This window comes from Embleya sp. NPDC005575 (genome assembly GCF_040605455.1).
GTDB lineage: Bacteria > Actinomycetota > Actinomycetes > Streptomycetales > Streptomycetaceae > Embleya.
Genome location: NZ_JBEXCV010000054.1, coordinates 30,005 through 52,230 on the forward strand (window position 1 = coordinate 30,005; position 22,226 = coordinate 52,230).

The 22,226-nt window shown below is 69.8% G+C and carries 22 protein-coding genes and 2 pseudogenes; 11 read left to right on the top strand and 13 right to left on the bottom strand.

Features of this window, described 5'->3' with window-relative positions; genetic code table 11:
• The first annotated feature begins 186 nt into the window (after positions 1-186).
• Both ABZS54_RS19720 and ABZS54_RS19725 read left to right on the top strand, forming a co-directional pair.
• Positions 187-1,599 (top strand): histidine kinase, encoded by a 1,413-nt coding sequence (locus ABZS54_RS19720; protein ID WP_355537250.1) that lies wholly within the window; start codon positions 187-189, stop codon positions 1,597-1,599.
• The gene (locus ABZS54_RS19725) at positions 1,596-2,249 is read left to right on the top strand and encodes a response regulator transcription factor (protein WP_355537253.1); all 654 of its coding nucleotides are present in this window, start codon (positions 1,596-1,598) and stop codon (positions 2,247-2,249) included. Before ABZS54_RS19720 ends, ABZS54_RS19725 begins: the two co-directional genes overlap by 4 nt.
• Before the next feature lie 71 nt (positions 2,250-2,320).
• Here ABZS54_RS19725 and ABZS54_RS19730 read toward each other — a convergent pair whose 3' ends face one another.
• The 5 genes and pseudogenes from ABZS54_RS19730 to ABZS54_RS19750 all read right to left on the bottom strand — a co-directional run bounded on the left by ABZS54_RS19730 (position 2,321) and on the right by ABZS54_RS19750 (position 5,123).
• A complete protein-coding gene (locus tag ABZS54_RS19730) occupies positions 2,321-3,058 on the bottom strand; it encodes a hypothetical protein (protein ID WP_355537256.1) in 738 nt (245 codons plus the stop codon).
• Positions 3,055-3,957: an ATP-binding cassette domain-containing protein gene (locus ABZS54_RS19735; RefSeq protein WP_355537259.1), complete on the bottom strand. Its 903-nt coding sequence runs from the start codon at positions 3,955-3,957 to the stop codon at positions 3,055-3,057. The genes ABZS54_RS19730 and ABZS54_RS19735 overlap by 4 nt, the downstream gene beginning before the upstream one ends.
• Before the next feature lie 259 nt (positions 3,958-4,216).
• Complete coding sequence (locus tag ABZS54_RS19740) at positions 4,217-4,657, bottom strand: hypothetical protein (protein ID WP_355537262.1); 441 nt, start codon at positions 4,655-4,657, stop codon at positions 4,217-4,219.
• A 60-nt stretch (positions 4,658-4,717) separates the two neighbouring features.
• A pseudogene (locus ABZS54_RS19745) lies at positions 4,718-4,930 on the bottom strand (IS5/IS1182 family transposase); the annotation flags it as partial.
• A gap of 1 nt (position 4,931) precedes the next feature.
• On the bottom strand, positions 4,932-5,123 hold the full coding sequence (locus ABZS54_RS19750; protein WP_355537316.1) for a hypothetical protein: 192 nt from the start codon (positions 5,121-5,123) through the stop codon (positions 4,932-4,934).
• A gap of 221 nt (positions 5,124-5,344) precedes the next feature.
• On the opposite strand from ABZS54_RS19750, the gene ABZS54_RS19755 reads away from it, so the two are divergent.
• The gene (locus ABZS54_RS19755; protein ID WP_355537265.1) at positions 5,345-5,926 is read left to right on the top strand and encodes an HAD family phosphatase; all 582 of its coding nucleotides are present in this window, start codon (positions 5,345-5,347) and stop codon (positions 5,924-5,926) included.
• A gap of 7 nt (positions 5,927-5,933) precedes the next feature.
• Here the strand turns inward: ABZS54_RS19755 and ABZS54_RS19760 are convergent, their stop codons facing one another.
• Both ABZS54_RS19760 and ABZS54_RS19765 read right to left on the bottom strand, forming a co-directional pair.
• Entirely contained in the window at positions 5,934-7,097 is a 1,164-nt protein-coding gene (locus ABZS54_RS19760; RefSeq protein WP_355537268.1) for a tetratricopeptide repeat protein, read from the bottom strand.
• On the bottom strand, positions 7,076-7,288 hold the full coding sequence (locus tag ABZS54_RS19765) for a hypothetical protein (protein ID WP_355537271.1): 213 nt from the start codon (positions 7,286-7,288) through the stop codon (positions 7,076-7,078). Before ABZS54_RS19765 ends, ABZS54_RS19760 begins: the two co-directional genes overlap by 22 nt.
• Positions 7,289-7,596: 308 nt before the next feature.
• Here ABZS54_RS19765 and ABZS54_RS19770 point away from each other — a divergent pair, with 308 nt between their 5' ends.
• The 4 genes and pseudogenes from ABZS54_RS19770 to ABZS54_RS19785 all read left to right on the top strand — a co-directional run bounded on the left by ABZS54_RS19770 (position 7,597) and on the right by ABZS54_RS19785 (position 10,249).
• Entirely contained in the window at positions 7,597-7,788 is a 192-nt protein-coding gene (locus tag ABZS54_RS19770) for an FxLD family lanthipeptide (RefSeq protein WP_355537274.1), read from the top strand.
• A 163-nt stretch (positions 7,789-7,951) separates the two neighbouring features.
• A pseudogene (locus ABZS54_RS19775) lies at positions 7,952-9,258 on the top strand (lantibiotic dehydratase family protein).
• Positions 9,237-9,515: a hypothetical protein gene (locus ABZS54_RS19780; protein ID WP_355537277.1), complete on the top strand. Its 279-nt coding sequence runs from the start codon at positions 9,237-9,239 to the stop codon at positions 9,513-9,515. The pseudogene ABZS54_RS19775 and the gene ABZS54_RS19780 overlap by 22 nt, the downstream one beginning before the upstream one ends.
• Before the next feature lie 239 nt (positions 9,516-9,754).
• Entirely contained in the window at positions 9,755-10,249 is a 495-nt protein-coding gene (locus ABZS54_RS19785) for an NUDIX domain-containing protein (RefSeq protein ID WP_355537280.1), read from the top strand.
• A gap of 179 nt (positions 10,250-10,428) precedes the next feature.
• Here the strand turns inward: ABZS54_RS19785 and ABZS54_RS19790 are convergent, their stop codons facing one another.
• Positions 10,429-11,574 carry a helix-turn-helix transcriptional regulator gene (locus ABZS54_RS19790; RefSeq protein WP_355537283.1) on the bottom strand — a complete coding sequence of 382 codons (1,146 nt, stop codon included), beginning with the start codon at positions 11,572-11,574 and terminating at the stop codon, positions 10,429-10,431.
• Positions 11,575-11,581: 7 nt separating this feature from the next.
• Positions 11,582-11,998 carry an NUDIX hydrolase gene (locus ABZS54_RS19795; protein ID WP_355537286.1) on the bottom strand — a complete coding sequence of 139 codons (417 nt, stop codon included), beginning with the start codon at positions 11,996-11,998 and terminating at the stop codon, positions 11,582-11,584.
• A 179-nt stretch (positions 11,999-12,177) separates the two neighbouring features.
• On the opposite strand from ABZS54_RS19795, the gene ABZS54_RS19800 reads away from it, so the two are divergent.
• Positions 12,178-12,963, top strand: coding sequence for a TauD/TfdA family dioxygenase (locus ABZS54_RS19800; protein ID WP_355537289.1), 786 nt, complete (start codon positions 12,178-12,180; stop codon positions 12,961-12,963).
• Positions 12,964-13,267: 304 nt separating this feature from the next.
• On the opposite strand, the gene ABZS54_RS19805 is transcribed toward ABZS54_RS19800, so the two are convergent.
• The 4 genes from ABZS54_RS19805 to ABZS54_RS19820 all read right to left on the bottom strand — a co-directional run bounded on the left by ABZS54_RS19805 (position 13,268) and on the right by ABZS54_RS19820 (position 19,673).
• Positions 13,268-13,672: a peptidase inhibitor family I36 protein gene (locus ABZS54_RS19805; RefSeq protein WP_355537292.1), complete on the bottom strand. Its 405-nt coding sequence runs from the start codon at positions 13,670-13,672 to the stop codon at positions 13,268-13,270.
• Between the two features lie 638 nt (positions 13,673-14,310).
• Positions 14,311-15,030, bottom strand: coding sequence for an alpha/beta hydrolase (locus tag ABZS54_RS19810; protein WP_355537295.1), 720 nt, complete (start codon positions 15,028-15,030; stop codon positions 14,311-14,313).
• 424 nt (positions 15,031-15,454) lie between these two features.
• Positions 15,455-16,252, bottom strand: coding sequence for an alpha/beta fold hydrolase (locus ABZS54_RS19815; RefSeq protein WP_355537298.1), 798 nt, complete (start codon positions 16,250-16,252; stop codon positions 15,455-15,457).
• Between the two features lie 64 nt (positions 16,253-16,316).
• Positions 16,317-19,673, bottom strand: a complete 3,357-nt coding sequence (locus ABZS54_RS19820; RefSeq protein WP_355537301.1) for an AAA family ATPase — start codon at positions 19,671-19,673, stop codon at positions 16,317-16,319.
• Positions 19,674-19,815: 142 nt separating this feature from the next.
• On the opposite strand from ABZS54_RS19820, the gene ABZS54_RS19825 reads away from it, so the two are divergent.
• From ABZS54_RS19825 to ABZS54_RS19835, 3 genes are all read left to right on the top strand, one after another.
• Complete coding sequence (locus ABZS54_RS19825; RefSeq protein WP_355537304.1) at positions 19,816-20,574, top strand: tetratricopeptide repeat protein; 759 nt, start codon at positions 19,816-19,818, stop codon at positions 20,572-20,574.
• A gap of 4 nt (positions 20,575-20,578) precedes the next feature.
• Positions 20,579-21,190, top strand: a complete 612-nt coding sequence (locus tag ABZS54_RS19830; RefSeq protein ID WP_355537307.1) for a TetR/AcrR family transcriptional regulator — start codon at positions 20,579-20,581, stop codon at positions 21,188-21,190.
• A 114-nt stretch (positions 21,191-21,304) separates the two neighbouring features.
• Positions 21,305-22,168, top strand: coding sequence for an alpha/beta hydrolase (locus ABZS54_RS19835; protein ID WP_355537310.1), 864 nt, complete (start codon positions 21,305-21,307; stop codon positions 22,166-22,168).
• Positions 22,169-22,226 lie beyond the last annotated feature (58 nt).

A 22,226-nucleotide genomic window follows, 5' to 3' on the forward strand; every position in this document is an offset into this window, starting at 1 on the left:
TCCGAACCCACCGCCGAGGTCTCCTCCAGGACGGCGGCCGACCCGCACGCCCCAAAAGATGACGAAGGCCCCTGCGATGTGGAAGAGGACATCGCAGGGGCCTTTGTCGTGCGCCGGCCCATGGGCCCGCCATCCATGACTTTCGACAGAGCCACCGGACGGGCGCGGTCGGGTAGCGTCCGGTCGATGATCGACATATGGGGTCGGGAGAGTCGCGGGCACGCGGACCGGGACGTGGGCGCCGGCGCTCGCCGGGGGCCGTGGGGAAACGCGGTGTTGCGTGATGTCGCGGCGTGGACGCTGGTGACCGCGTCGGTGTTGTCGGTGAATTCGCCACATCCCTTCCTGACGGCGGAATTGGCCGTGGCGTTGACACTGGTGATGGTGGCCGGGGTGCTGTCGTGGTTGTGGCCGGCGGCGGCTCTGGCGGTGGGGGTGGGGCTGGCGCAGTGGGATGGGCGCTACTACGGCGTGGTTGCGCTGGTGGCTTTCCTGGGAGCGTTGCGCACCGGCCGGATCAGGCCGCTCGCCTGGTCGCCCGCACTGGCGGTACCCGCGGTGCTCGTGGGCGGGATGGTCGACGGGGTATGGCCACTCGGGGCCCTGGTCGCCGAGTTCGCGGCGAGCGCCATCCTGCCCTGGCTGCTCGGCCGGAACCTGCGCCAGCGGCGCCAGCTCGCCGCGGCGGGTTGGGAGCGCGCCCGCCACCTCGAGCGCGAGCAGGAAATGCACGCCGACCGGGCGCGACTGCGTGAACGGGCCCGGATCGCCCGGGACATGCACGACTCGCTCGGCCACGACCTGAGTCTTCTGGCGCTGCGCGCGGCCGTCTTCGAGGTCGACCCCGGTCTGGACGACGAGCAGCGGGCGAAGGCAGCCGACCTGCGGCGGAGCGCGGCGGTGGCCACGGATCGCCTGCACGAGATCATCGGCGTGTTGCGCTCGGAGGGCGAGGCGGACGCGGACTTCACCGGCGGATTCGACCCGCGGGCGGCCCAGGACGTCGCGGCGGCGAGCGTGCCCGTCGAACCGGTACATCAGTCGCCGGCCGACCTGGTGGCCCGTGCCCGAGCGTCCGGTATGGAGGTGGTCCTGGAGACGGCCGGGCGGTCACCAAACGTCCCGGCGCTTTCCCTCGCGGTGCAGCGTGTCGTCCGCGAGGCGCTCACCAACGCCGCCAAGCACGCGCCGGGCGCCGCGGTTCGGGTCTCGGTCGACTACGGCTCGGACGCAGCCGAGATCCGGGTGGTCAACGGGCCGCCAGGCGGCCGTAACGGGCAGGTCGGCGCGGGCGAGGGGGGCCCCGCGTCGGTCGACGACCGCGCGGCGTCCGCGTTCCGGTCGCAGCACCACGACCCCGTGTCGTCGCCGCGCGCGGCGCCCGGCAGCCGCATGGGGCTGATCGGCCTCGACGAACGTGTCCGGCTGACCGGCGGCACGTTCCGGGCGGGTCCGCAGGGGGGCGGGTTCGAGGTGGTCGCCCGCTTCGCGTACCCGCGCGTTCCCCTGCCCACCACATCCACCGCGCGCACGTCCGCCCCCACCTCCTCCGCTGTGCCCACGCCCGCTTCCGTGTCCGGGAAGGACCCTGCCCGATGACTGCTCGCGTCCGTGTGTTGCTGGCCGAGGACGAACCGCTGATCCGGGCCGGTGTGCGTGCGATCCTGGCCGGCGATCCCGGTATCGAGATCGTCGCCGAGGCCGAGGACGGCGCCCAGGCGGTCGAACTCGCCCGCAAGCACCGCCCCGACGTGGCGGTCCTGGACATCCGGATGCCCCGGCTCGACGGCCTGGCGGCGACGGCGGAGATCCGCCGACTGCTGCCGGAGGTCGCCGTGGTGATCCTGACGACGTTCGGCGAGGACGCGCACATCGATCGGGCCGTCGACGGCGGCGCGACCGGCTTCCTGTTGAAGTCCGGTGATCCCCGTGAACTGGTCGCGGGCATCCGCGCCGCCGCCGAGGGCGCGGCCTATCTGTCGCCGCGCGTGGCGAAACGAGTCCTCGACGCGATGGGCAGAACGGTACGCGCCTCGCGGGCCGCGGAGCGGGTCCTGGTCCTCACGCCGCGCGAGCGGGACGTGCTCACCCTCGTCGGGGAGGGCCTGTCCAACGCCGACATCGCCCGACGCCTCGGCCTGGTCGAGGGCACCGTCAAAACCCACGTGAGCGCGATCCTGACCCGCCTGGGCGTCCGCAACCGCGTGCAGGCCGCGATCCTCGCCTACGAGGCCGGCATGGTCGGTTGAACCACCCGCCACCGCGGGCCCGCCGACGCACGAGGAATCGGCGGGGCCGCGGACCTCGGGAGAGCGGTCCTTCACGCGTCGCGCCGTCGCACCGCGAGCACGCCGACGACCTGCGCCGCGAGCGCCCAGGCGGCGAGCACGACGGCGGCCGTGATCCGCGAGAACGGCGGGTCCTCGCGTCCCAGCAGGACATACCCGGCGCCACCCGGCAGGAAGTTCCACACACCGGTGGTGAACATCATGGGCAGTGCCAGCAGGAGCACGATCACCGTGCTGAGTGTTGCCACGGCGCTGCGCACGAGCGCCGACACCCCGACCGTGAACACCGCGGACAGCACCAGGTATCCGCTGAACGAGGCAACCGCCGAAACCACTCCGCCACCGCGGCCGTACTCGCCGAGCGCGGCATCGCCCACCACCACGCCCAGGACCACCATCACCAGCGCGACGGGCAGGGCGGCCGCGGCGACCGCCAACGTCTTGGCCAGCAGGACGCGGCCCCGCGCCGGATCGGCTGCGAAGGTGCTCCGGATGGCGCCGGTGGCGAACTCCGCAGTAACCGACATCATCGCGAACGCGAGGAGGCCGAACTGCGCGATCATCGCCGCGTTGGCGGCGGGCTCGGTGATCGCCATGCTCGTGACGCCGTCGGTGATCTCGCCCTCGGACACGTCACCCGCGAAGTCCGCGCCCATGACGGCGGCGAACACGGGCATCAACACGACGGCCGTACCCGTCGACCACCATGTCGAGCGCACCGTCCACAGTTTGAGCCACTCGGACGAGAACGTGGCGCGGATTCCGGTCATCGGGTGCCTCCGTACTGCACGGCGTCGGCGGTCAGTTCCATGTACGCCTCTTCCAACGAGGCCTGTGCGGGGCTCAACTCGAACAGTGGTACACCGAGACGGTGCGCACAGCGGCCCACTTCTTCGAGGGAGGCGCCCGAGACCCGCAATCGCTCGCCCTCGTCGCGCACCCGGGCACCGCTCGCCGTCAACACCTCGGCGAGTGTGCGCAGTTCCGGCCCCCGGACGGTGATGCCCGTGCCGCGGGCGTTCGCCAGTACCTCGGAGAGCGGCGCGTCGACGACGAGCCGGCCGCGGCCGATGACCACGAGTCGGTCGGCGGTGAGTTCCATCTCGCTCATGAGATGGCTGGAGACGAAAACCGTGCGCCCTTCGCCGGCCAGCGACCGGATCAGCCCTCGCACCCACAACACCCCGTCCGGATCCAGTCCGTTGACCGGCTCGTCGAAGACGAGCACACCCGGATCCCCGATCAGCGCCGCGGCGATGCCCAGGCGCTGTCCCATTCCCAGGGAGAACGTCCCCGCACGGCGGTGAGCGACCTCGGACAGCCCGACCCGGGCGAGGACGTCGTCCACTCGGTGGATCGGGATGCGATGCGTGCGGGCCAAGACCCGCAGATGATCCCGGGCCGAACGCCCCGGGTGCAACGCCTTCGCGTCGAGCAGTGCGCCGACCTCGCACAGCGGCCGACGCAACTGCGCGTAGGGCCGCCCGTTGACCAGGGCCCGCCCCGATGTCGGTCGGTCGAGACCCATCACCATCCGCATCGTCGTGGACTTCCCGGCGCCGTTCGGCCCCAGGAAGCCGGTGACCAGGCCCGGTTGCACGACCAGACTGAGATCGTCGACCGCGACCGTGTCCCCGAAGCGTTTGTCGACCCGTTCCAAAGTGATCATGCCCCGACGTTACGAAGCGACCGACTCCCACCACATCTCCCGAACGTCGCGTACACCCACAACTTTCGACAGACCACGAACGAAGCGCCGCCGCGGGGCGTTGCCGTACCAGGGGGCGCACGGTCGGGGCACCCGCCCGAATCGGGGCCACAGGATGTCGAACCGACAACGGTTCCGGACCGATCGGCACCCGGCGTCGCGTCGAGCGGGGCTCCGGAGACGATCTCCCTCCTGTCGGGATCCCGGCGAGCCGTCGGCGTCATTCCCCGTTCGCGAGCACGATCCGGCGGCGCAGTTCGGTCTTGTCCGGTTTTCCGATGGGGGTGAGCGGTAGTTCGGTGGTGGGGGTGACGCCGGTGGGCACGTACACGTCGCCGAGTTCGGCGCGTACGAGCTCGCGCAGGACCCGTGTACGGACGCATGTTCCGGCAGCGGGCACGACCACGGCGTGTACGTGTTCGACGAGGTCGGCGTCGGGGACGCCGGGAACGACGGCGTCGCGGACGAGAGGGTGGGATTCCAGGACGCGTTCCACGACGGCGGTGTGGACGTCACCATCCATCCGTCGAATGTTGCCCTCGATGCGATCGACCAGGGTCAGGTATCCATCGGCGTCGAGCCGGCCGAGGTCTCGGGTGTGCAACCATCCTTCGCGCAGCGCCTCCGCGGTCTCCTCGGGGCGCTTCCAATACCCGCGCATGACCCTGGGAGACCGTACGCAGACTTCCCCGACCTCGCTAGGGCGCGTATCCAGTTGAGATCAGCAGGAGCCCCGGCTGAGGTCTTTGATCCAGATCATCGCGGCGCGGAGATGGAGGGCGGCGAGGTAGCTCTCGGGGGTCTTGTCGTATCCGATGGCGATGCCGCGCCAGGCCTTGGGCCTGTTGATCAGGCGCTCAACGGTGTTCCGTTCCCTGTAGAGGTCGGCGTCGTGGCCGACGGGTCTGCCGCCCCCGCTGCCTTTCCTCTTGCGGTTAGTACGTCGTGGCGGCGAACGAGAGAGTGGCCCGCTCCCAGTCCACTGCGGTGAGGCGGTAGCTGGGGCGGTTCTCGAACAGCCGGGGCCTGTCGAGGTGGCGGATCGCACTGCTGTACTGGCGAAAGAACCGCCCCGGCGCATACGGCGGCAGGACGTGACGGGCCTGCTCGGAACCTCCGTTCAGCATGGGAGCGGGGACGTCCGGCCCCCACACGAGGCTGATTCGGTCCAGGGGAACCGGACCACTCGGTGTCCACGAGGAGTTCGCCAGGAGGGACGTTCCCTCAACTCGCTCAGCCTGGGGGTACAGGGCCGCCGCGGCGGCGGCCAGATCCGCCCGATACCTCGACATCTCGTTGAGGGCCGTGGGTATTGACCGCCACGGCACGAGAACCGGAAGGTCTGCCCATGGACATGGACCTTGCCCCCTACGACGCCGTGCTCTTCGATTGGGACGGTACCGTCGTCGACTCCCAGCCCCTGAACTACCGCTGCCTGCGAGAGGTACTGGCGCCACGCGGCATCGTCCTGGATCGGGACTGGTACCGGGAGAGGATCGGAACGTCCACCGACGATCTGCTCGTGCAGCTCGGTGTGGAGGATCCGCTGGCCGAGATCCTCGACGCCTGCCGATTCCTGATCGCCGGTCGGCTCTCGGGTCTGTCCGTCCACGCGCCCGTGTCGGCGATGCTGGGGCGCGCTCGGGCGCAGGGGCGGATGTGTGCTGTGGCGTCCGGTGGTGCGGGCGTCATCGTCCGCGCGGCGATAGGAGCCGTTGGTTTGGAGGGTGCGTTCGATGTCGTGGTGACGCGGGAGGACGCGGCGCGGGGCAAGCCGGCACCGGACCTGTTCCTGGAGGCGGCTCGCCGGTTGGGGGTGCCTCCGGGCAGGTGTCTGGTGGTCGAGGACGCCGAGGAGGGTCTGGCCGCCGCGCGGGCTGCGGGGATGGACGCGCTTGATGTCTCGCCCTGGGTGACCTCGGCGTGGTGAACGGGCGTCATCCGCGCAGGGCGTGCACCTGACCGGAGAACTCTCGCACGTCGGACACGGTGGGGTAGTTGCGCCGCAGTGCTCGGTCCAGGTCCCGCGCGCGGGAGCGGATCGAGTCCACGACCCGGTCGCCGGACAGGGCTCTTCGGCCCAGTTCGACGGCGCTGTCGGGTTGGCCCAACGCGACGCGTGACAGGGCTAGGTCGAGCTGGGCGATGGCCAGGCGGGTGGGGGCTTGGCGCAGCCCGGTCACGGCCTCGTATTCGCGGATCGCTTCCTCGGCGGCGCGTCCGGCTTCCAGGGGTTTTCCGAGCCAGCCGTGGGCGGATGCCTCGTAGCTGAGGATGCGGACGGCGTCGACGCCGAAGAGGCCGGCGCCGTGGGTGGGGATGCGGTCCATGTAGGTGCGTGCGCCGGCGGCGGCGGTCTCGAACGCGTCGCGTTGGCCGACTTTGGCGTGGGCGCGGGCGATCTGCGTCGACAGCCGCACGATGGCGGTGCCGCTGCGGGGCGCGACCGCGAGCCCGCGTGTCGCGGCGGTGAGCGCGTCGTAGGGGCGATCCGCGTACAGGGCGTTGGTGCAGCGTACGTCTTCGGCCCACGCGCACACCTCGGGATCGTCGGCCTGTTCGCCGTGGGCCCAGGCGTCGGCGGCGAAGGCGGTCGCGGTGTCGCCGTAGTCGTGGGCGATCCAGGCGAGGACGACCGACAACATGCCGGCGTGGTGGGTGAGTTCGCGGCCCTCGCGCAGGGTGTGGGGTCGGCGCAGGAGCTGGTGAACCTGGTGGCGGTACGCGGCGGCGATCGGCCATAACTGGTCGGGGGTGCGTGCGGAGAAGGTCGCACTCAGGTCGTGGACGGCCAAGTCGATCTCGTTCAGGTCCGCGGGTTGGAGATCGCTGGTGGTGGCTGCGGTGGTGTAGAGGGTGGCGGTGTCGGCGGCGGCCTTGCCCGGGAGCAGCAGGGGTGCCGTGGTGACGCCGCCGAGGAGCGCGAGGGCTTGACGGCGGTTCGTGGGATCACCTGATTCGCGGGCGGGCGCCGTGACCGGTCGTGGCGCGGCTGGGCTTTGGGGTTCGCTGGGTAGGGCCGGTTCGGGGAAGCCGAGGTCGCCGAGAGTCAGCGGGCGATCGCATAATCGGCTGAGGGTCAGCGCGAGGATGCGCGGCAAGGGTGGTCGGGTTCGCCGTGGCACACCCAGTGTCCGATGCGGGTGCGATCGGGGCGCAAGTCGCTGCGGCCCTGGTCCGCGGCGGTGTGGCGCAGCGCCACGGCCAGCTCTTGGTAGCTGACCCCGGCTTGGCGGATCCAGGCGGCGAGCGCGTCGTTGCGACGTGTCGCCCGAGGACTCTTGGGTGTCATCCCCGTCTTCCTTTCCACGCCCTGGGCACTGCCTCTCGACCGTAGCCGTGGCGGGTGTTCGTGGGGAGGTGGGAGCGGGATTCGCAACGATTCGCAACACCCTTTCGCCACGCGGCGCGCAACGGTCCGCGACGGTTCGCAGCAGTGCGCGCCCTATGCCCGCAACGGCCCGGGGCGGTGTGCTCAATCCCCGGGTTCGTCACCGGGTGCCGTGGAAGTCCGCGCCCGGCGATGCCGGGCCACGCGGTGGCACCAGGCCGCCGCCGCACGTCCCGTCAGGGTTCCTCCGACAAGGATCAGGAGCACAGATGACCACGCAGACGATCGCGCCGAACGTCGAGCCGCCGAAGGACGACGCCGGTTTCGGCGCCGCCGCCGACGACCCGTTCCGGCTCGACATCACCATCATCGAGAACACGCCGGCGACCGAGACGGTGCTGATGTGCAGCACCGGCGACAACTGCGGGAGTTCCTGCCCAAGCGCCTGCACCACCTCGTAGCCCAGGTCGGCCCGGGAGCGCGGGCCGGACGGAGCCGTCCGTCCGGCCCGAGCGCCCCTCCTCCACGAACGGAGTGTGGGTGATGACGCGCTTACGACACAGCCTGTACCGGGGTGCCGGCGCAGGGATGCTGCGCGCGGCGGTGAACCTTACCGGGCCGGACATGCCGCCCTGGCCGGGGCCCGCAGCTTCGCTCGAAGACTGGCGTTCGTGGCTGGGCGCGGTGTGGGCCGACGACACCTTCCGGCAGGCCGTGTCCGAGGCAAGCCCCGATCTGGAGCGCCACGTCGGGGCCATCCTTGACGGGCGACCGGCGAAGGTACGTCGGGTACGCCGGGCGGCCCTGGCGACCGCCCGGTACGCGATCAGGTACACACACCGCTCCACGCCCTTCGGGCTGTTCGCCGGCTTGGCCCCGATCGAGTTCGGCGACGTGGCGCAGGCACGCTTCGGCGACCGGCACCGGGTTGTCGCCCGGCCGGACCCCGTGGCGCTGGACGCGGCGATCGGGGAGTGGGAGACGGACGGCGCAAGGATGGCGGACGTCGACGTGTGCGCCAACAACCTGGCCAGTCTGCGGAACGGCCGCGTCCACGTCCCGTCCGAGGGCGCTTCGGAGTTCTCACTCGCGCTGACGCCTGCGGTCGCACTGGTGCTCGACGCGGCCCGGTCACCGATCCGGTACTCGGCCTTGGCGGACAAGCTCGCCGCCGAATTCCCGGACGCGGACGAACGCCACCGGATCGGGCTGCTGGGACAGCTTCTGCGGGTGCGTCTGCTGCGGTCGTCGCTGCGCGCACCCGCCACCGTCGTCGAACCCACCGAGGCCTTGCCGCCGGACCTGCTCCGGAACATCCACACCAGCACGACGGCACCGGACTTGCGACTGGACGCCTCGATTCGGCTGCCGGCGGTGGTGGAGACGGAAGCGGAGACCGCCGCGACCGTTCTGACCAGGCTCGCCACGCACCCGACGGGGATCGGGGCATGGCGCCGCTACGCCGAGCGGTTCGCCGACCGGTTCGGGGAGGGCGTCGAGGTGCCGCTGGACCTGGTGACGGACCCTGACAGGGGCTTGGGCTTCCCCGAGGGATTCGACCACGTCTTCGAGCCCCCCGCCCGATGACCCGCCGCGATCGGCTGCTTTTGGAACTGGCCGGCACCGCGGCCGTCGAGGGCACCAGATCGCTGGTGCTCTCCGGCGTGGAGATCGAGCGTTTGGAGGCCGCGGCGGGCAAGCCCACGTGCTGCCCGCCGCACCTCGAACTGTGTGTGCAGGTCCAGGCCGCCTCGACGCGGGCCCTGGACCGTGCAGACTTCCGGCTTCGGGTGGCCACCGTCTCGCGCGCGGCCGGGTCGATGACGGGCCGGTTCTGGCACCTGTTCCCGCAGACGGGCCCGATGCATCTCGGCCTGCCCACGGTCGAAACCGACGCGGAGGCGGCCCAGTGCTCACCGCGCTCGACCTGAGCCGCGACCCCGCGAGTCCCGACGCCGCTCTCGTGCGGGACGCTCTCGTCGACGTGGGCGCCCTCGATGCATACGCCGCCCGCGACGTCCTGAACCACCAGCCGATGCGCTCCCATCTGACCAGTGGGCAGGCACGGACACTCCATGCCGTGCTGACCACATCGGGGCTCGGCGCCGGAAGTCTCTCCACGACCCACTCGCACGCCCTGACCGCGGCCGTGGACATGGCCGAAAGCGCACTCCGCCGGCAACTGTGACCTGCCCAATGGGCGATCGTTCGCGCGGCCTGCGGCCCGCAGCGGCGGCGAGAGAGGCAGCCCCGTCTTGCCTACGCACACCGGTGTCTGTCAGTAGGGGTCTCTACACTCCGCGTAATGAGACCCAGATCGATCCTCCGTCGTCCGTACACCGCTCTTCTCGATCCGGCCTGCACAGACGGCGCAGTCACGAGACCACAGGTCGAAGCCGGGGACTGCCGGTCGCTGGGGGTGTCTCGATGAGCGGCGAGGAACGCGTCACGGCACCGAACCGGCGCATCGGGTCCGATTTGCGGGGCGTCCTTAACGTCCTCGGCGCCCACCTCTATCTGGAGGACTCCCAGGGCCGGGTCCTGCTGGGGCTGCGGCACCCCGATTCCCTCTACGCTCCCTCGACCCACCACTTCCTGGCCGGGCACTGCGAGCAGGAGTCCGCCGTCGCCTGCCTCGTGCGCGAAGCCCGGGAGGAAGCCGGACTGGTGATCCGCCCCGACGACGTCGAGTTCGCACACGTAGTCCACCTCGTGGATCCGCCGGGAACGCGACCGCGCATGCAGATGATCTTCCGGGCCCGGCGGTGGACGGGCACTCCCGAAGTCCTCGAACCCGACAAGTGCCTCGGCTGGGGGTGGTGGCACCCCCACGACCTGCCGGACCCGACCGTCCCCTACACACGCGCCGCGATCCAAGCCATCCAAGCGGGCTGCCTCTATACAGAAATCGGCTGGACCTGACACCGAGCACGAGCCCCCTCCGCGCAGAAGGGTCCCCCGCCGTGAGCGAGCGCCCACCACCCAGCCCAGCGACCGTTTCGCCTCCGCCCGATGACCGAACCACCGGGACGGACAACCCACCCACCGAAGACCACCACCCCGAATCACACCGCGACGCCCGTCGGGGAGCCTTGTGAGACCTACGCCGCCATCGCGGAACGCAGCTCAGCGAGAGACGTCAGTGCCTGGTCGCGCACATGGGCTTGGCCTGTGGAGGCTCGGATGATCCGTTGGAGCTGGTGCGGCAGGCGTAGCGTGGTGGCGAGAGTGACAGCAGCGAGGAGGCGGTCTCGGGCGCCGGTGGTGTCACCTGCGGCGAGGAGGACCCGCCCGGTGGTCACGTGTTCGATCACGCGCCACTGTGGGGTGACGTGCCATGTGGGGTCGGGCGCGTTCGCGGCGAGGCCGGCGGCTTGGGTGATGCGGCCGGTTGTCATGAGTCCGCGAAGGTGGATTTCGTGGTGGGCGAGCGGGTTGAACAGCGCGTCGTGTTCCGCGCGGTCGAGGAGTCGCCGGTTGATGGCGCAGGTGTGGTCGAAAAGCCCGGAGCGGCCTGCGGCGCCTGCGGCGCGGGCGAGCAGTGGTTGGACCGCAGCGCGTTCGGCATCGGTGGTGGCGAGGTTAGCAGCGTGTGTCAGCCTGTCCAGGGCGGCCCAATGCAGCCCGGTCTTGCGGAGTTCGTTGCCGTGCATGCGCAGGGCGTGCACCAGTGCGGGGCGGTCGTCGAGGCGTCGGGTGACGGCGAGTCCCTTGCCGGTCCAGTGGGCTGCGGTGGCCATGCGTTCCTCGGGGAGGATGTGTCCGAGGGCGACCCCGAGGCTGGTGCGGGCGCGGCCGAGGAGGGCGAGGACGTCGCGTTCGGTGTGTCCGTCGGCGACGCGGGCCTCAAGGCGGGCGACCAGTGGCCAGAGTTCGTTGACTGCCGTGGTGGCTTGGCCGCTTTGGCGGGCGATCTCGGCGAGGCGGAGGGTGGAGTCCCCGAACTGGAGCATCGCGGCGAAGTCCGTGTCGGCGGCGTCGGTGACGCCCAGCACGTGGGGCGGGATGCCGAGGCGGGCCGCGACGCGCCGCCGGGACTCGACGTCGGGAATGACCCGGCGGTGGTTTTCCACAGCGGAGATGAACGTCTTGTCGTAGCCGAGGACTTCGCCCAGCGCCGTTTGGGACAGGGCGTTGACCGTGCGGTGGTGGCGCAGGATCCGGGCGAGGTCGCGGCTGGCGAGGACTGCTTGTCCGGCGGGCGTGGCCCACCGCCACATCGTCGCCGGGTCGACTGCTCCGCGCATGCCCGGGTCAGGCCCGCCGGGGGTGGTCGAACCACGTCTGGATGGATCGCTTGTATCCGTCGGGCATGAACAGGTCGGGGATCTCGGCGCGGGTGAAGAGGCCGACCTCCTTGTGCTCGTGGCTGAGGACCGGGGCCGTGCTGGTGTCGAGGGGGTGGACGCCGTAGGTGACGATCAGGACGTGCCGGTCGGGGATGGGTTGGTAGACCCACGTGTCGAGCAGCGGCCCCGTCCTGGCTTTCCAGGTGGTCTCCTCCGCGATCTCGCGGACCACGCACTCAGCCGGTTCCTCGCCCAGTTCCAGGCGTCCGCCCGGGAGTTCCCATTCCTGGCGTTCGTTGCGCAGGAGCAGGACCCGGCCTTCGTGGTCGACGACCACGCCCTTGACCGAGACGGGCCAGGCATGGGGTGTGGAGGTGTCCATGGGGTCCTTCGCAGGCAGTCGTTCGGGCATGGGACCTTCGGAACCTAGCACCGGTCCGGACCGGTCCGGGAGGGCTTCGCCGATCACGCCGTGTTGACAATCTGTCACTTTACGGCCAGCCGGGCGTGGGGCCAGGGTGTCGTTCCCGGACCGAGTGACGGCTGTCGAAGGAGACACGGATGCCCAAGGTGTCAACGCTGCCCGACGTGCTGGACGTGCGTGACCCGCAGGGTGTCGCGGGCGTGGGACGGGAGGTGCGCGAGCACGGCATGGCGCTCGTGCTGGGCGCGGATTCCCGTAGAGCGGTGTTACGGCTCGCCGAGAAGTTGATGGCGACGCGCCCCCACCCCGACGCCGACCCGGACGGCGCGACCGTGATCCACGACATCGGCGCCCAGGCCCACACGCCGGGATACGCGGGGTTGGGCGCCGGAGAACTCCTGCACCACACCGAACGCTCCCAACTGCCCTACCCACCACGCCTCATGCTCCTGGTCTGCGTGACGCCCGCAACCTCGGGCGGCGAGTGCCGGCTCGTGGACGGGCGGGCCGTCCTGGCGGACCTGGCCCATCGGTCGCCGGACGCCGCGCACGCGCTGGCGGCGCCCCGGTCGGCGTTCTTCGGACGCGGCGACGGGCACCTGGGGTCGGTGTTCGCACGGGTGAATCCGGGACATTGGGCTATACGGCTGCGCCAGGACGAGCTCGCGCGATTCTCGCCCGCGGCCCACCTGCACCTGGCCCTGCTGCGGGAGGTGATCGAGGAGAACACGGTGACGGTGGAGACGTCACCGGGGTGCGGTTACGTGATCGACAACCACCGGTGGCTGCACGCCCGCGCCGCCTTCACGGGCGATCGCACGATGCTGCGCGTGCTCGGCGACCCGCTGCCTCGTCTCGCGCTGCGGGCCGGCTTCACGCCGGCCGTTCCACGCGACGGCGCCCTCGCAACGGTGGCCGGATGATCCGCCCCGGTCGGACGCGGCGCAATCGGGCAGCGGAGGCGATGGCGGAGGGCGACGCGAGCGGCCGGGAGCTGTTCGGCGGGAAGCTCAAGCCCACATGGGGTCGGCACCTACACCGCGGCGCCCACATCTCGGCTTCCATGAGGCGCCGGGTCTGTGTGTACCGGCCCGCGACTCGCTTGGACGCCATTGGCTTTATAAGTGAGTTGTACTTCTCACCGACATTCCTCGGCCTCCCGGCCAACGGGTGCTGCTGGAACCCACCGACAAGTGCTCTCGCTTGCAACCTACGCAGCCACGGGATTTAAATCACGTAGTACGAAGACGCGCGATCGTTGAAGGTGTTCACATCAAAGAAAGAGCCATCTGGGTTGTAGATCACTACGCCCCTCAGGTCGGGCAAGAAATCACCCGGGGCGAGCTGGATGAATTTTCCACCCTGATCGTAGTCCTGATATATTCGCACATGCCGAGGAGAATTGTTAAAAACCGACGACACCCTGTCAACGTATTGCTGCGATATTCTGCCGCGCTGCCAGGCTATCGCGTACATGCTGTCCAGCGCACCGCTCCTTCTTTCGTCATTCCACATGCAGAAGTGCCCTGCCCGGCAGTCCGATGTCTGGGCCTGGGCCGGTGTCACCCCAAAAATTGCACCGCCAATCATCACGACCATGCCAAGGGTGAGAGAAAGTGCGCGTGATCGCATGGAACTCCTTAATTTCGACCCATTGTGGGCCCGGGTGATATTGGGGTTGATGCTACAACAGGGAGCTTCTCTCGTGGCCCGCTCGGCGAATCAGGCCGATAAGCCGGCAGCATGGAATTTCCGTGTCAGTGGCCGGGGGTGGCCTCTCATTCGCTTTCATTGTGAAATCTATCGTTGGTGAACTATCAGATCTTTCGCCGGGTTGGGGCTGATTCCCAGGTGAGGCGACAGTCCATCAGGAAGTCTTGGTGGCACTTGCCGAACAAGCGACGGAGTGCTCGCCGGCCTGGGTTGACTGCATCGCCTCACGCCATCCTTTCGGGAGTATCGGGCCCGGGGCCCTGCGCCGAGGACCCGCCGGCCGTCCCTCCAGGGCCTTTGGAGGAAGCGACTCCGCTGCGGCTCGCTTCGACGGTGTGAGTCCGGACAGCCACGACTGCCACGTCGCCTCGACATCTGGTCGACGTGCAAGTCATAGGGAGTTCCGGCCGGCGAAGAACGGCGGCGAATTCGACCGCGGGGTCACCACCACCTTCAGGCTGGGCGAAGGATCAGATGTCGCCGCCGGCGCCGGGAACGACCCGCGCGCCCCACCCGTACTTCCCGATGCTGAACCGCTTGGCCGGATGCCTGCGTGGTTACACGGTCACGGCGGCGAGTGCGTCGCGGATCACGCTGACGACCTCTGCCGGGTGGGCGTGCATCACCAGGTGCGAGGAGTCGACCTCAGTGACCTTGGCCTGGGCCCGCTCGTAGCCGAACCGCTGGACGTCAGGGTTGATGGCCTTGTCGGAGGACGCGACGATCCCCCAGGAAGGCCGGTCCTTCCAGGCCGCCGTGCCGGCCGGCTCGCCGAAGGCGACAGCGGCGAGCGGTCGTTGGGAGACGGCCAGGACACGGGTGAGGGCATCCTCCACGTCGGCGGCGAAGATCTCCGGGAAAGCGGAGATGTCCACCGAGACATCGGTGCCGGGCTCGTCGGAGCCCTCGACGGGGAAAGGCTTGAAGACCAGGGCCCCGGCCAGAGGTGAGTCGGGGAAACGGCCCTGCAGTTCCCCGAGGCTCTCACCCTCGTCAAGGACATAGGCGGCCAGGTACACCAGTCCCACGACGTTGTCCTCACGGCCGGCGACGGTGATCACCGCGCCGCCGTAGGAGTGCCCTACGAGAAGGACGGGTCCCTCGATCTGCCGGACGACGGAGGCGACGTACGCCGCGTCGTCGGCGAGACCGCGGTTGGGTACGGGAGGGACGAGCACGCGGGTGCCGTCGGCGAGCAGTTCCGTGACGACGGGGGCGTAGCTGGAAGCATCGGCGAAAGCTCCGTGAACCAGGACCACGGTAGGCGTGTTGGACATGACTTCTCCTCTGGTGAACCGCCGTTGGCGGTATTGGGAACGCGCTGTCCGGCGCGTACATGAGATGTCGGTTGCTCCTCGTGGGGAGCCCCTGCGACCGCTCACTACGCTAAGGAGGAGCGGTGGACGGCCAGTGACCGATCTGTGAACCGCGTCGACGGGGCAGGGACTGTCAGAGGTGGCTGCTCAGCAATGCCCGGACGAAAGGCACGGTCTCGTCGAGGGCGATGTCCAGCGGGTAGTGGCCGCCGGGCAGCATGTGGACCTGGGCGACCGGCAGGTCTGTGGCGTAGGCGCGGGCCCCGGCGGGTCCGAGGATCGGCTCGCCCCTTCCCCATACGGTGAGCAGCGAGACCTGCCACTCGCGGAAGTCGCCGCACCCTTGGCTGCGCCCTTGGCGTCCAGCCGGTCAGTCGTCACCGCGTCATGGCTTCAGACCGTGACCATCGAGCCAGGTGAGCGTGTCATAGGCGAGTTCGCGCCAGCCGTGGTCGAACGGAGCGCTGTGGCCGCGGTCTTCGTAGGTGCGGAGCTCGGCGGGTGCGCCGCCGCGAGCGTACAGCTGGTGTGTTCCTTCTACGACGACGGCCGGCACGGTGTGGTCCTTGCCGGCGGCGATCAGCAGCAAGGGCCCGCGGTCGCCACGCCGGGTGTCGACCGCGGTCGGCGAGTTCTTTCGGAAGTTCGCGGTGGAAGCCTCGAAGAGGGGACGCCCTGGGGATGGGATCGTGAGATCGCGGTACAACTCCTCGGACTCCTCCGCCGAGATCGCGTTGCCGAACGAGTAGGCGAACTGACGTTCCGTCAGTGAAACGGCCTTCTGCTTGTTGGCGGGGCTCCTGAGCACCGGAAAGCTGGAGCGCAGCAGACTCAATGGCACGGCCCGGACGCCCTTGATCGGAGCGGGTGAGATGCACACGGCGCCGGCGGCCAGACCGCGGTCCAGCAACTTCTGCGCGATCAGGCCTCCAAAGGAGTGGCCGACCACGATCGGGGCCTCGGGCAGGTTCTCGACGACCTGTGCGTAGGAGTCGGTGACGGCGTCGACGCCGACGTCCAGGAGCCGCCCCGGGTCTGCACGTGTTGCAGCGACGGTGCTTGCGTCGCCCGGCCAGTCGGGCGCGAGGGTGCGGTAGCCCCGCTCGTCGAAGAGCTGTTGCCAGGGCCGCCAGGAGACGGAGTGGATCCACAGGCCATGGACGAAGACAACGGACGTAGTCATTGGTGTCGACCTCGCTCACTGGGCGGGGACGCTGCTTGGGGCCCGCCGTTCTTGGGTCGAGAACCTAGGAGTGGGCGGTGGACGAGGAGTGAAGGAATTCTGGACCGCCGCGCGCCTGGGCGCCTGGCTGACCACGTCGGGCGAGGAAGCGGGCGGCGCGTTGCGCGAAGAGATGGGCCCCCTGCCGAAGGGCCACGGTGCGGGCCTGCTCGGCCACGCGTACGGCGGCACGGTCGTTGCCGTTGGCGTGCTCCAGGTGCGCGCGAACCAGGATGATCAGCGCCTCTGCGGAACGCTGTCCGTAGCGCTCGAGATACTCCTCGGCGCTGTCGAGTGCTGCCGCGGCCCGGTCCAGCGAGCCTGCGGCGATGCGCATCTCGCCCAGCAACGCGTACCAGGTCGAGACGCAGGTACGGGCGGGGCTGACCAGGTGGGTGCGAATGAGCCGTTCGGCTTCGTCCGCGGCGTCCGTCGGGCCCTGCCCGGTGATCGCCAGCGCCCAGCACCGGGCCAGGCGCAGGTAGGTGCCGAGGGAAGCGAAGGAGAAGTGCGGGTCGACGGCGATCCCGCGCTCGGCCGCGCGCAGCGCCCAGACGGGGTCACCGATCACCGAGGCGGTCCGCACCTCGAAGGACGACGCAACGGTGACCGCGTACGGGTCGTCGCCTGCCGACTTCGCCAGGGTGCCGAGCACGGCGCGCGCTTGGGCCGTTTGTCCGTGGTAGCCCGCGATCTCCGCGAACAGCCCCGCTGTCATCAGCTGCACGCCGCTTCGCACGGGATCGTACTCATCGTCGTCGTCGGCGGAGAAGATGTCGGGACTCAGCGCGCTCAGCTGCTGATAGGACGCGCCGATGTTCCCCAGACACCACTCGTGGATTCCCACCGCGGCCTTGCCGTAACACCTCACCACCGGGTCCTCGGAGGTGCTGCCCAACTCCTCGAGCCGACGGGCGAGGGGACTGCTGCGGTGCAGCTCGAGGGCCTGGCCGTGCGCGGTCCAGCGGGAGAAGAGGAACCCGGCCGCCTCGCGGTCGCGCCCGAGGCGCCGCGCGATCTGCTCTGCTCGCTCCAGCAGGCTGACGGAGGCGGTGCCGTACATCGAGCGCATCCCGACGACCGCGATCAGCTGTGAGAGAGCCCCGAGCTCCAGTTCGAGAAGCGACGCCTTGCGCGTCAGCTCCACCGCGGATCCGAGGTGGCGCTCGGCTGCCCCCAACGCCGTCTTCGCCTTGGCCTGGGCGCCGGCGCGAACCAGGGCCGCGACGGTACGGGCCGGGTCCGCCACGGGGCCCGCGGTCCACAGGTGGTGTGCCAGCCGCTCGGGGACGGACTCGTCGTTCAGGCCGACCTCTTCGATGGCGTCCGCGATGGAGCCGTGCAGAGCTGCCGCGCGACCGGGCGGGATCGCCTCCGACACGGCTTGGCGCACCAGGTCGTGGGTGAAGCGGTAGGAGAACGGGTCGCCGGGTGTCGGGCCGACCAGACCGAGGCTGCGGACGGGTTCGAGGCGCTCGAGGCAGGAGCCCACGTCGAGGGAGGCCGTCCGGGCGAGCAGCACGAGCTCGACGCTCCTGCCGACCAGTGCCGCGATGTCCAGCAGTTCCTGCATGTCGGTGTCGAGCACGACGAGGCGATCGCGTACGACGTCGCGCACCGTCATCGGGACGGTGCTGCCCAACACGGTCTCTGGGGTGACCTCGCCGTCGGCGGCCCACAGCCGACCCAGCTCCTGGACGAAGAACGGGTTGCCGGCCGTGCGGGTGTGCACTGATCTGGCCACGTCAGGGGCAAGGCGGACACCGGTTTCGAGGTGGATGAGCTCGGCCACCTCGGCGGGGCTCAGGGGACCGACCGACAGCCGCCGGTGACCGGTCGCGCGACTGGCGGCGGCCAGCGTCCGGACCAGCTCCAGGCTGGGCGAGGGACCTGGGTTGCGCAGCGCGCCGACAACAGCCGTGCCGGCGGGGAGGCGGCAGATGACATGTTCCAGAAGCTGTAGCGAACTCGAGTCCGCCCACTGCAGATCGTCGAACATCAACACGACCGGCCGCTCGCCGGACGCCTCGGCGATCAGGTCGACGACCTGCTCGAGCAGACGGTATCGGGCGTTGCTGTCCGGGATCGCCGGTGCGGCCGGCCTCTCCACGCGGGAGCCGACGAGGTGACCGAGATCGCGAGCCGCCCACTGCTCCCGCTGTGCCGGTGGCATGACGTCGAACAGGCTGGACACGGTCTCGACCCACGGCCACATCGTCGGCCTGCCCTCGCCTTCGAGGCAGTGGCCCCAGACCACAAGGGCGCCGCGATCCTCGGCGTGGTCGGCGATCTCCTCCATGAGCCGGCTCTTCCCGACTCCGGGCTCACCCTCCAGCAGCACCACTGCCGTGCCGTTCTCCAGGGCCGGCTCGACAGCGCGTCGCAGCGCCGCGAGCTCCTCCGTCCGACCGACCAGCCGGTCGACTTCGCCCGGCGGGGGAGTCGGCGCGATCGGCGGGATCGGCGGCAGTGATGGGGTCGGCGTGCCCGAGGGTGCGGCGACCGGGATCTCGGCGGTCGGGGCCTCGGCGGCCGAAGGCCGGGTGGCAGGAGCCCGGGTCGTGGGAGTCTGGGTGAGCACCCGCTGGTGGGCGGCCTTGAGGGCCTGCCCGGGGTCTATCCCGAGATCGTCGGCGAGGCGTGTGCGTACGGTGTCGTAGACGGCCAGGGCTTCCGCCTGTCGGCCTGCGCTGCCCAGCAGAGTGACGAGACTGGCCTGCACGGGTTCGTGCAGCGGGGCCATCGTGGCAGCCAGGTTCAGGGCCGACAGCACTCGCGCCGGCTGCCCGAGCGGCAGCGCGACATCGGCGGCCTCCATGCAGGTCTGGAAGTACTCGTCGTTGAGGCCGGCGAAGATCGGTGCGGCTGCGGGTCCGTGCGCCCACCCGTCGCCGGCCGGGCCGCTCCACAGGCGGAGTGCGTCGAGGTAATGATCCAGTGCCGCGGCATCGTGCTCGTCCGCCCGCGCCTTCCGGGCGGCGCGGGACTGCTGCCGGAACCTCGTGAGGTCGAGAAGGTCCGCTCCGGCCGTGCACAGGTAGCCGTTGCCCCGCTTCAGCAGGTAGGCGCCCGCTTCCCGAGGGGGCAGGTCGGGCTCCAGCAGGCGTCGTATCGAGCCGACGTACTTGTGGATCACGTTGAGGGCGCTGGCCGGCGCGTTCTCGCCCCAGATCAGTTCGATCAGCTCATCGACGCCGGTCGGCCGGCCTCCGCGAGCGAGGAGCAGGGCCAGCAGGTACGCCTGCTGGCGCGGTCCGGCCTCGACCTCGCTCTCGCCCCGCCATACGCGCAACGGCCCCAGTACCTGCAGGCGGAGGGTGTCGTTGCGCGGAAGTCCCCGTGCCTCGTCGGCGCTTCCGGCAAGGGCGAGCGGTGATGTCATGTGCGACCTCCTAGGTGGCCCCGCCCCGGTCCCACCACTCGCTTTTACGCAGGGGTGGAGTCGCGCTAGCATGAATGCATTCATACTCTAGTCGCTGGAGTGTTACTCTAGCCAGTCCCAGTTTTCCACCAGGCGAGGCACGGTGACGGACGGACAACACCTCCGCGCGACGTTCAGGCAGGGCGACACCGATGCCGTGCGTCGCATGGCGGACGCGGAGGTCGAGCGCTCGCGGGCGGCAGGCGATCCGGCCGGTGAGATCGAGGGGCTGTACGGCCTGGCCCGGGTCGCCCTGCGCGGCGGAGACCTGGAGCGGGCCACTGGCCTGGCGCAGCGTGCCCTCGCCGTGGCACAGGATGCGGGTGAGCGTCGCCTGGAGGAACGGCCGCGCCACGTGCTCGCCGCCGTGGCCCGGCTGTCCGGCGACCACGAGCGGGCGCGGGACCTCTACGAGGCCGGCATCGAACTCAACCGGGCGCTCGGCCAGGACGAGCACGTGCACTCCGAGTACCACAACCTGGCCCTCGTCGAGTTGCACCTCGGCGACGTGGAGCGGGCACGTCAACTGATCGAGGAGAGCCGCGAGCGCGTCTTCCGATCCGGCTACCGAGACTTCCTGCCCTACCTGGGACTTGCCGGCGCCGCCCTCGCGTCGGCGGACGGCGACATGACATTGGCCGCGCGGCTGCTCGGGTTCGCCGACCAGGCCTTTGTCTCCCTGGGCCAGGTACCTGACCCCGACGACGCACGCGAACTGGACATGATTCGGACCCGCGTCTCGGCCGATCTGGGACGTGACGCGTTCGAGTCCGAGAGCGCGACCGGTGCCGCCTGGACCTTGATGAGAGCATTCGGCCGTGCATGGTCCGGCGACACAGGTCGCCGCCAGGACGAGGAGTGAGACGTTGTCAGGGCAGGCACTGAGCCGTCGCGATGAGTACGCCATGATGACTCGGCAGGAAGTCGTCAAAGCCGCGCGGAAGTTGTTTGCCGAGCACGGCTACACACAGACCACGGTCGAGAAGATCGCACGCGAGGCGCGTGTCTCCCCAGCCACTGTCTACGCCCAGTGCCGAGGCAAGGAGGGTCTGCTTCGGACGTTGATGGACATCTGGACGACGAGTCCGACGGTGGAACGGATCATCATCGACTCGCTGGCCCCGCCCACAGGTCTGGCCAAGCTGGAGGTCCTGGCCGACGGCTATTTCGACATCCGCGCGGAGGCCGGCGACATCGTGCGCATCGTCGAGCGCGCCGCCGCCAGCTCTCCGGCCACCCAGGAATTTCTCGACATCGCCAACCAACGCCACATCGAGGCGCTGGAGACGATAGTCAGAGGCATCGCCGCCGACGGCGACCTGGCCGAGGGGCTCTCGATCGAGGACACGGCAAAGATCATCTACTTCCACTTCCGCATTCCTCAGATCGACCTCGCCGTGGAGGGGTTCGGGTGGGGCGTCGACCGCACGAAAAAGTGGCTCTTTGAACGGGTTGCGGCCGCAATCCTCAAAGGCTGACACCGGGCAGACGCGTCGCTGTGCCGCGACTTCAGAATTCGTCCACACGGGGTTCCTACATTCCAGTGAGCACCCCCAATGCAGCGGGCACACCGGGCGAAGGCGGCACAGCGCATGGTCAAGATTCATCACCGGTACGCCATGGTCGATGGCCACCAGATCTTCTACCGAGAAGCCGGACCGAGACACCGGCCCACCGTGGTGCTTCTGCACGGCTTCCCCGCCAGCTCTCTGATGTTCCGGCACCTCCTGCCACGGCTGGCGGACCGCTGGCACCTGGTAGCACCCGACCATCTCGGTTTCGGACTCTCCGACGCGCCGACGGCACACGAGTTCACGTACTCCTTCGACTCGCTCACCGACATCACCGGAAATTTACTCGCCCAGCTCGGCATCGAGCGCTATTGCCTGTTCGTCCACGACCACGGCGCACCGATCGGGTGGAGGCTCATCCTGCGGACACCGGCCGCGGTCACGGCGATCATCACCCAGAACGGCAACGCGTACGACGAGGGACTGCAGCCGGAGTTCTTCACCGCGGTGCGCGACTACTGGCGTGAGCAGACCCCCCAGACCGAGGCCGGCGTTCGTGAGGCACTCAGTCTGGAGCTGACCCGCTGGCGATACCTCGCGGGCGTGACCGACGAGAGCCTGATCGACCCCACCACCTGGACTCACGATCACGACCTGCTGTCGCGGCCCGACAACGACCGCGCGCAGCTGGCGCTGTTCCTCGACTACGCCACCAACCTTGCGTTGTACCCAAAGGTGCAGCAGTACTTCCGCGAGCGGGAGGTCCCGCTGCTCGCCATCTGGGGAAAGGGCGACCCGATCTTCGGACCCGCCGGGGCGCTCGCCTTCGCCACCGACCTGCCCGACGCCGAGGTCCACTTGGTGCCCGGCGGCCACTTCCTGCTCGAGAGCGCTCTGGACGAGGTCGTTCCTCTCGTCCGCGCGTTTCTGGGCCATCACCTCTGACCGGCTGTTCCCCAACCCGTATCACCACAACGCCGCCGCTCGACCTCACGGTCGAGCG

What these genes read in the sequence shown, in the direction of transcription:
- ABZS54_RS19765 (WP_355537271.1), bottom strand. Translation starts at nt 7,288, where the DNA reads ATGACACCCAAGAGTCCTCGGGCGACACGTCGCAACGACGCGCTCGCC.
- ABZS54_RS19720 (WP_355537250.1), top strand. Translation starts at nt 187, where the DNA reads ATGATCGACATATGGGGTCGGGAGAGTCGCGGGCACGCGGACCGGGAC.
- ABZS54_RS19740 (WP_355537262.1), bottom strand. Translation starts at nt 4,657, where the DNA reads ATGCGCGGGTATTGGAAGCGCCCCGAGGAGACCGCGGAGGCGCTGCGC.
- ABZS54_RS19835 (WP_355537310.1), top strand. Translation starts at nt 21,305, where the DNA reads ATGGTCAAGATTCATCACCGGTACGCCATGGTCGATGGCCACCAGATC.
- ABZS54_RS19790 (WP_355537283.1), bottom strand. Translation starts at nt 11,574, where the DNA reads ATGCGCGGAGCAGTCGACCCGGCGACGATGTGGCGGTGGGCCACGCCC.
- ABZS54_RS19735 (WP_355537259.1), bottom strand. Translation starts at nt 3,957, where the DNA reads ATGATCACTTTGGAACGGGTCGACAAACGCTTCGGGGACACGGTCGCG.
- ABZS54_RS19810 (WP_355537295.1), bottom strand. Translation starts at nt 15,030, where the DNA reads ATGTCCAACACGCCTACCGTGGTCCTGGTTCACGGAGCTTTCGCCGAT.
- ABZS54_RS19815 (WP_355537298.1), bottom strand. Translation starts at nt 16,252, where the DNA reads ATGACTACGTCCGTTGTCTTCGTCCATGGCCTGTGGATCCACTCCGTC.
- ABZS54_RS19800 (WP_355537289.1), top strand. Translation starts at nt 12,178, where the DNA reads ATGCCCAAGGTGTCAACGCTGCCCGACGTGCTGGACGTGCGTGACCCG.
- ABZS54_RS19785 (WP_355537280.1), top strand. Translation starts at nt 9,755, where the DNA reads ATGAGCGGCGAGGAACGCGTCACGGCACCGAACCGGCGCATCGGGTCC.
- ABZS54_RS19730 (WP_355537256.1), bottom strand. Translation starts at nt 3,058, where the DNA reads ATGACCGGAATCCGCGCCACGTTCTCGTCCGAGTGGCTCAAACTGTGG.
- ABZS54_RS19820 (WP_355537301.1), bottom strand. Translation starts at nt 19,673, where the DNA reads ATGACATCACCGCTCGCCCTTGCCGGAAGCGCCGACGAGGCACGGGGA.
- ABZS54_RS19750 (WP_355537316.1), bottom strand. Translation starts at nt 5,123, where the DNA reads ATGCTGAACGGAGGTTCCGAGCAGGCCCGTCACGTCCTGCCGCCGTAT.
- ABZS54_RS19725 (WP_355537253.1), top strand. Translation starts at nt 1,596, where the DNA reads ATGACTGCTCGCGTCCGTGTGTTGCTGGCCGAGGACGAACCGCTGATC.
- ABZS54_RS19805 (WP_355537292.1), bottom strand. Translation starts at nt 13,672, where the DNA reads ATGCGATCACGCGCACTTTCTCTCACCCTTGGCATGGTCGTGATGATT.
- ABZS54_RS19755 (WP_355537265.1), top strand. Translation starts at nt 5,345, where the DNA reads ATGGACATGGACCTTGCCCCCTACGACGCCGTGCTCTTCGATTGGGAC.
- ABZS54_RS19795 (WP_355537286.1), bottom strand. Translation starts at nt 11,998, where the DNA reads ATGGACACCTCCACACCCCATGCCTGGCCCGTCTCGGTCAAGGGCGTG.
- ABZS54_RS19770 (WP_355537274.1), top strand. Translation starts at nt 7,597, where the DNA reads ATGACCACGCAGACGATCGCGCCGAACGTCGAGCCGCCGAAGGACGAC.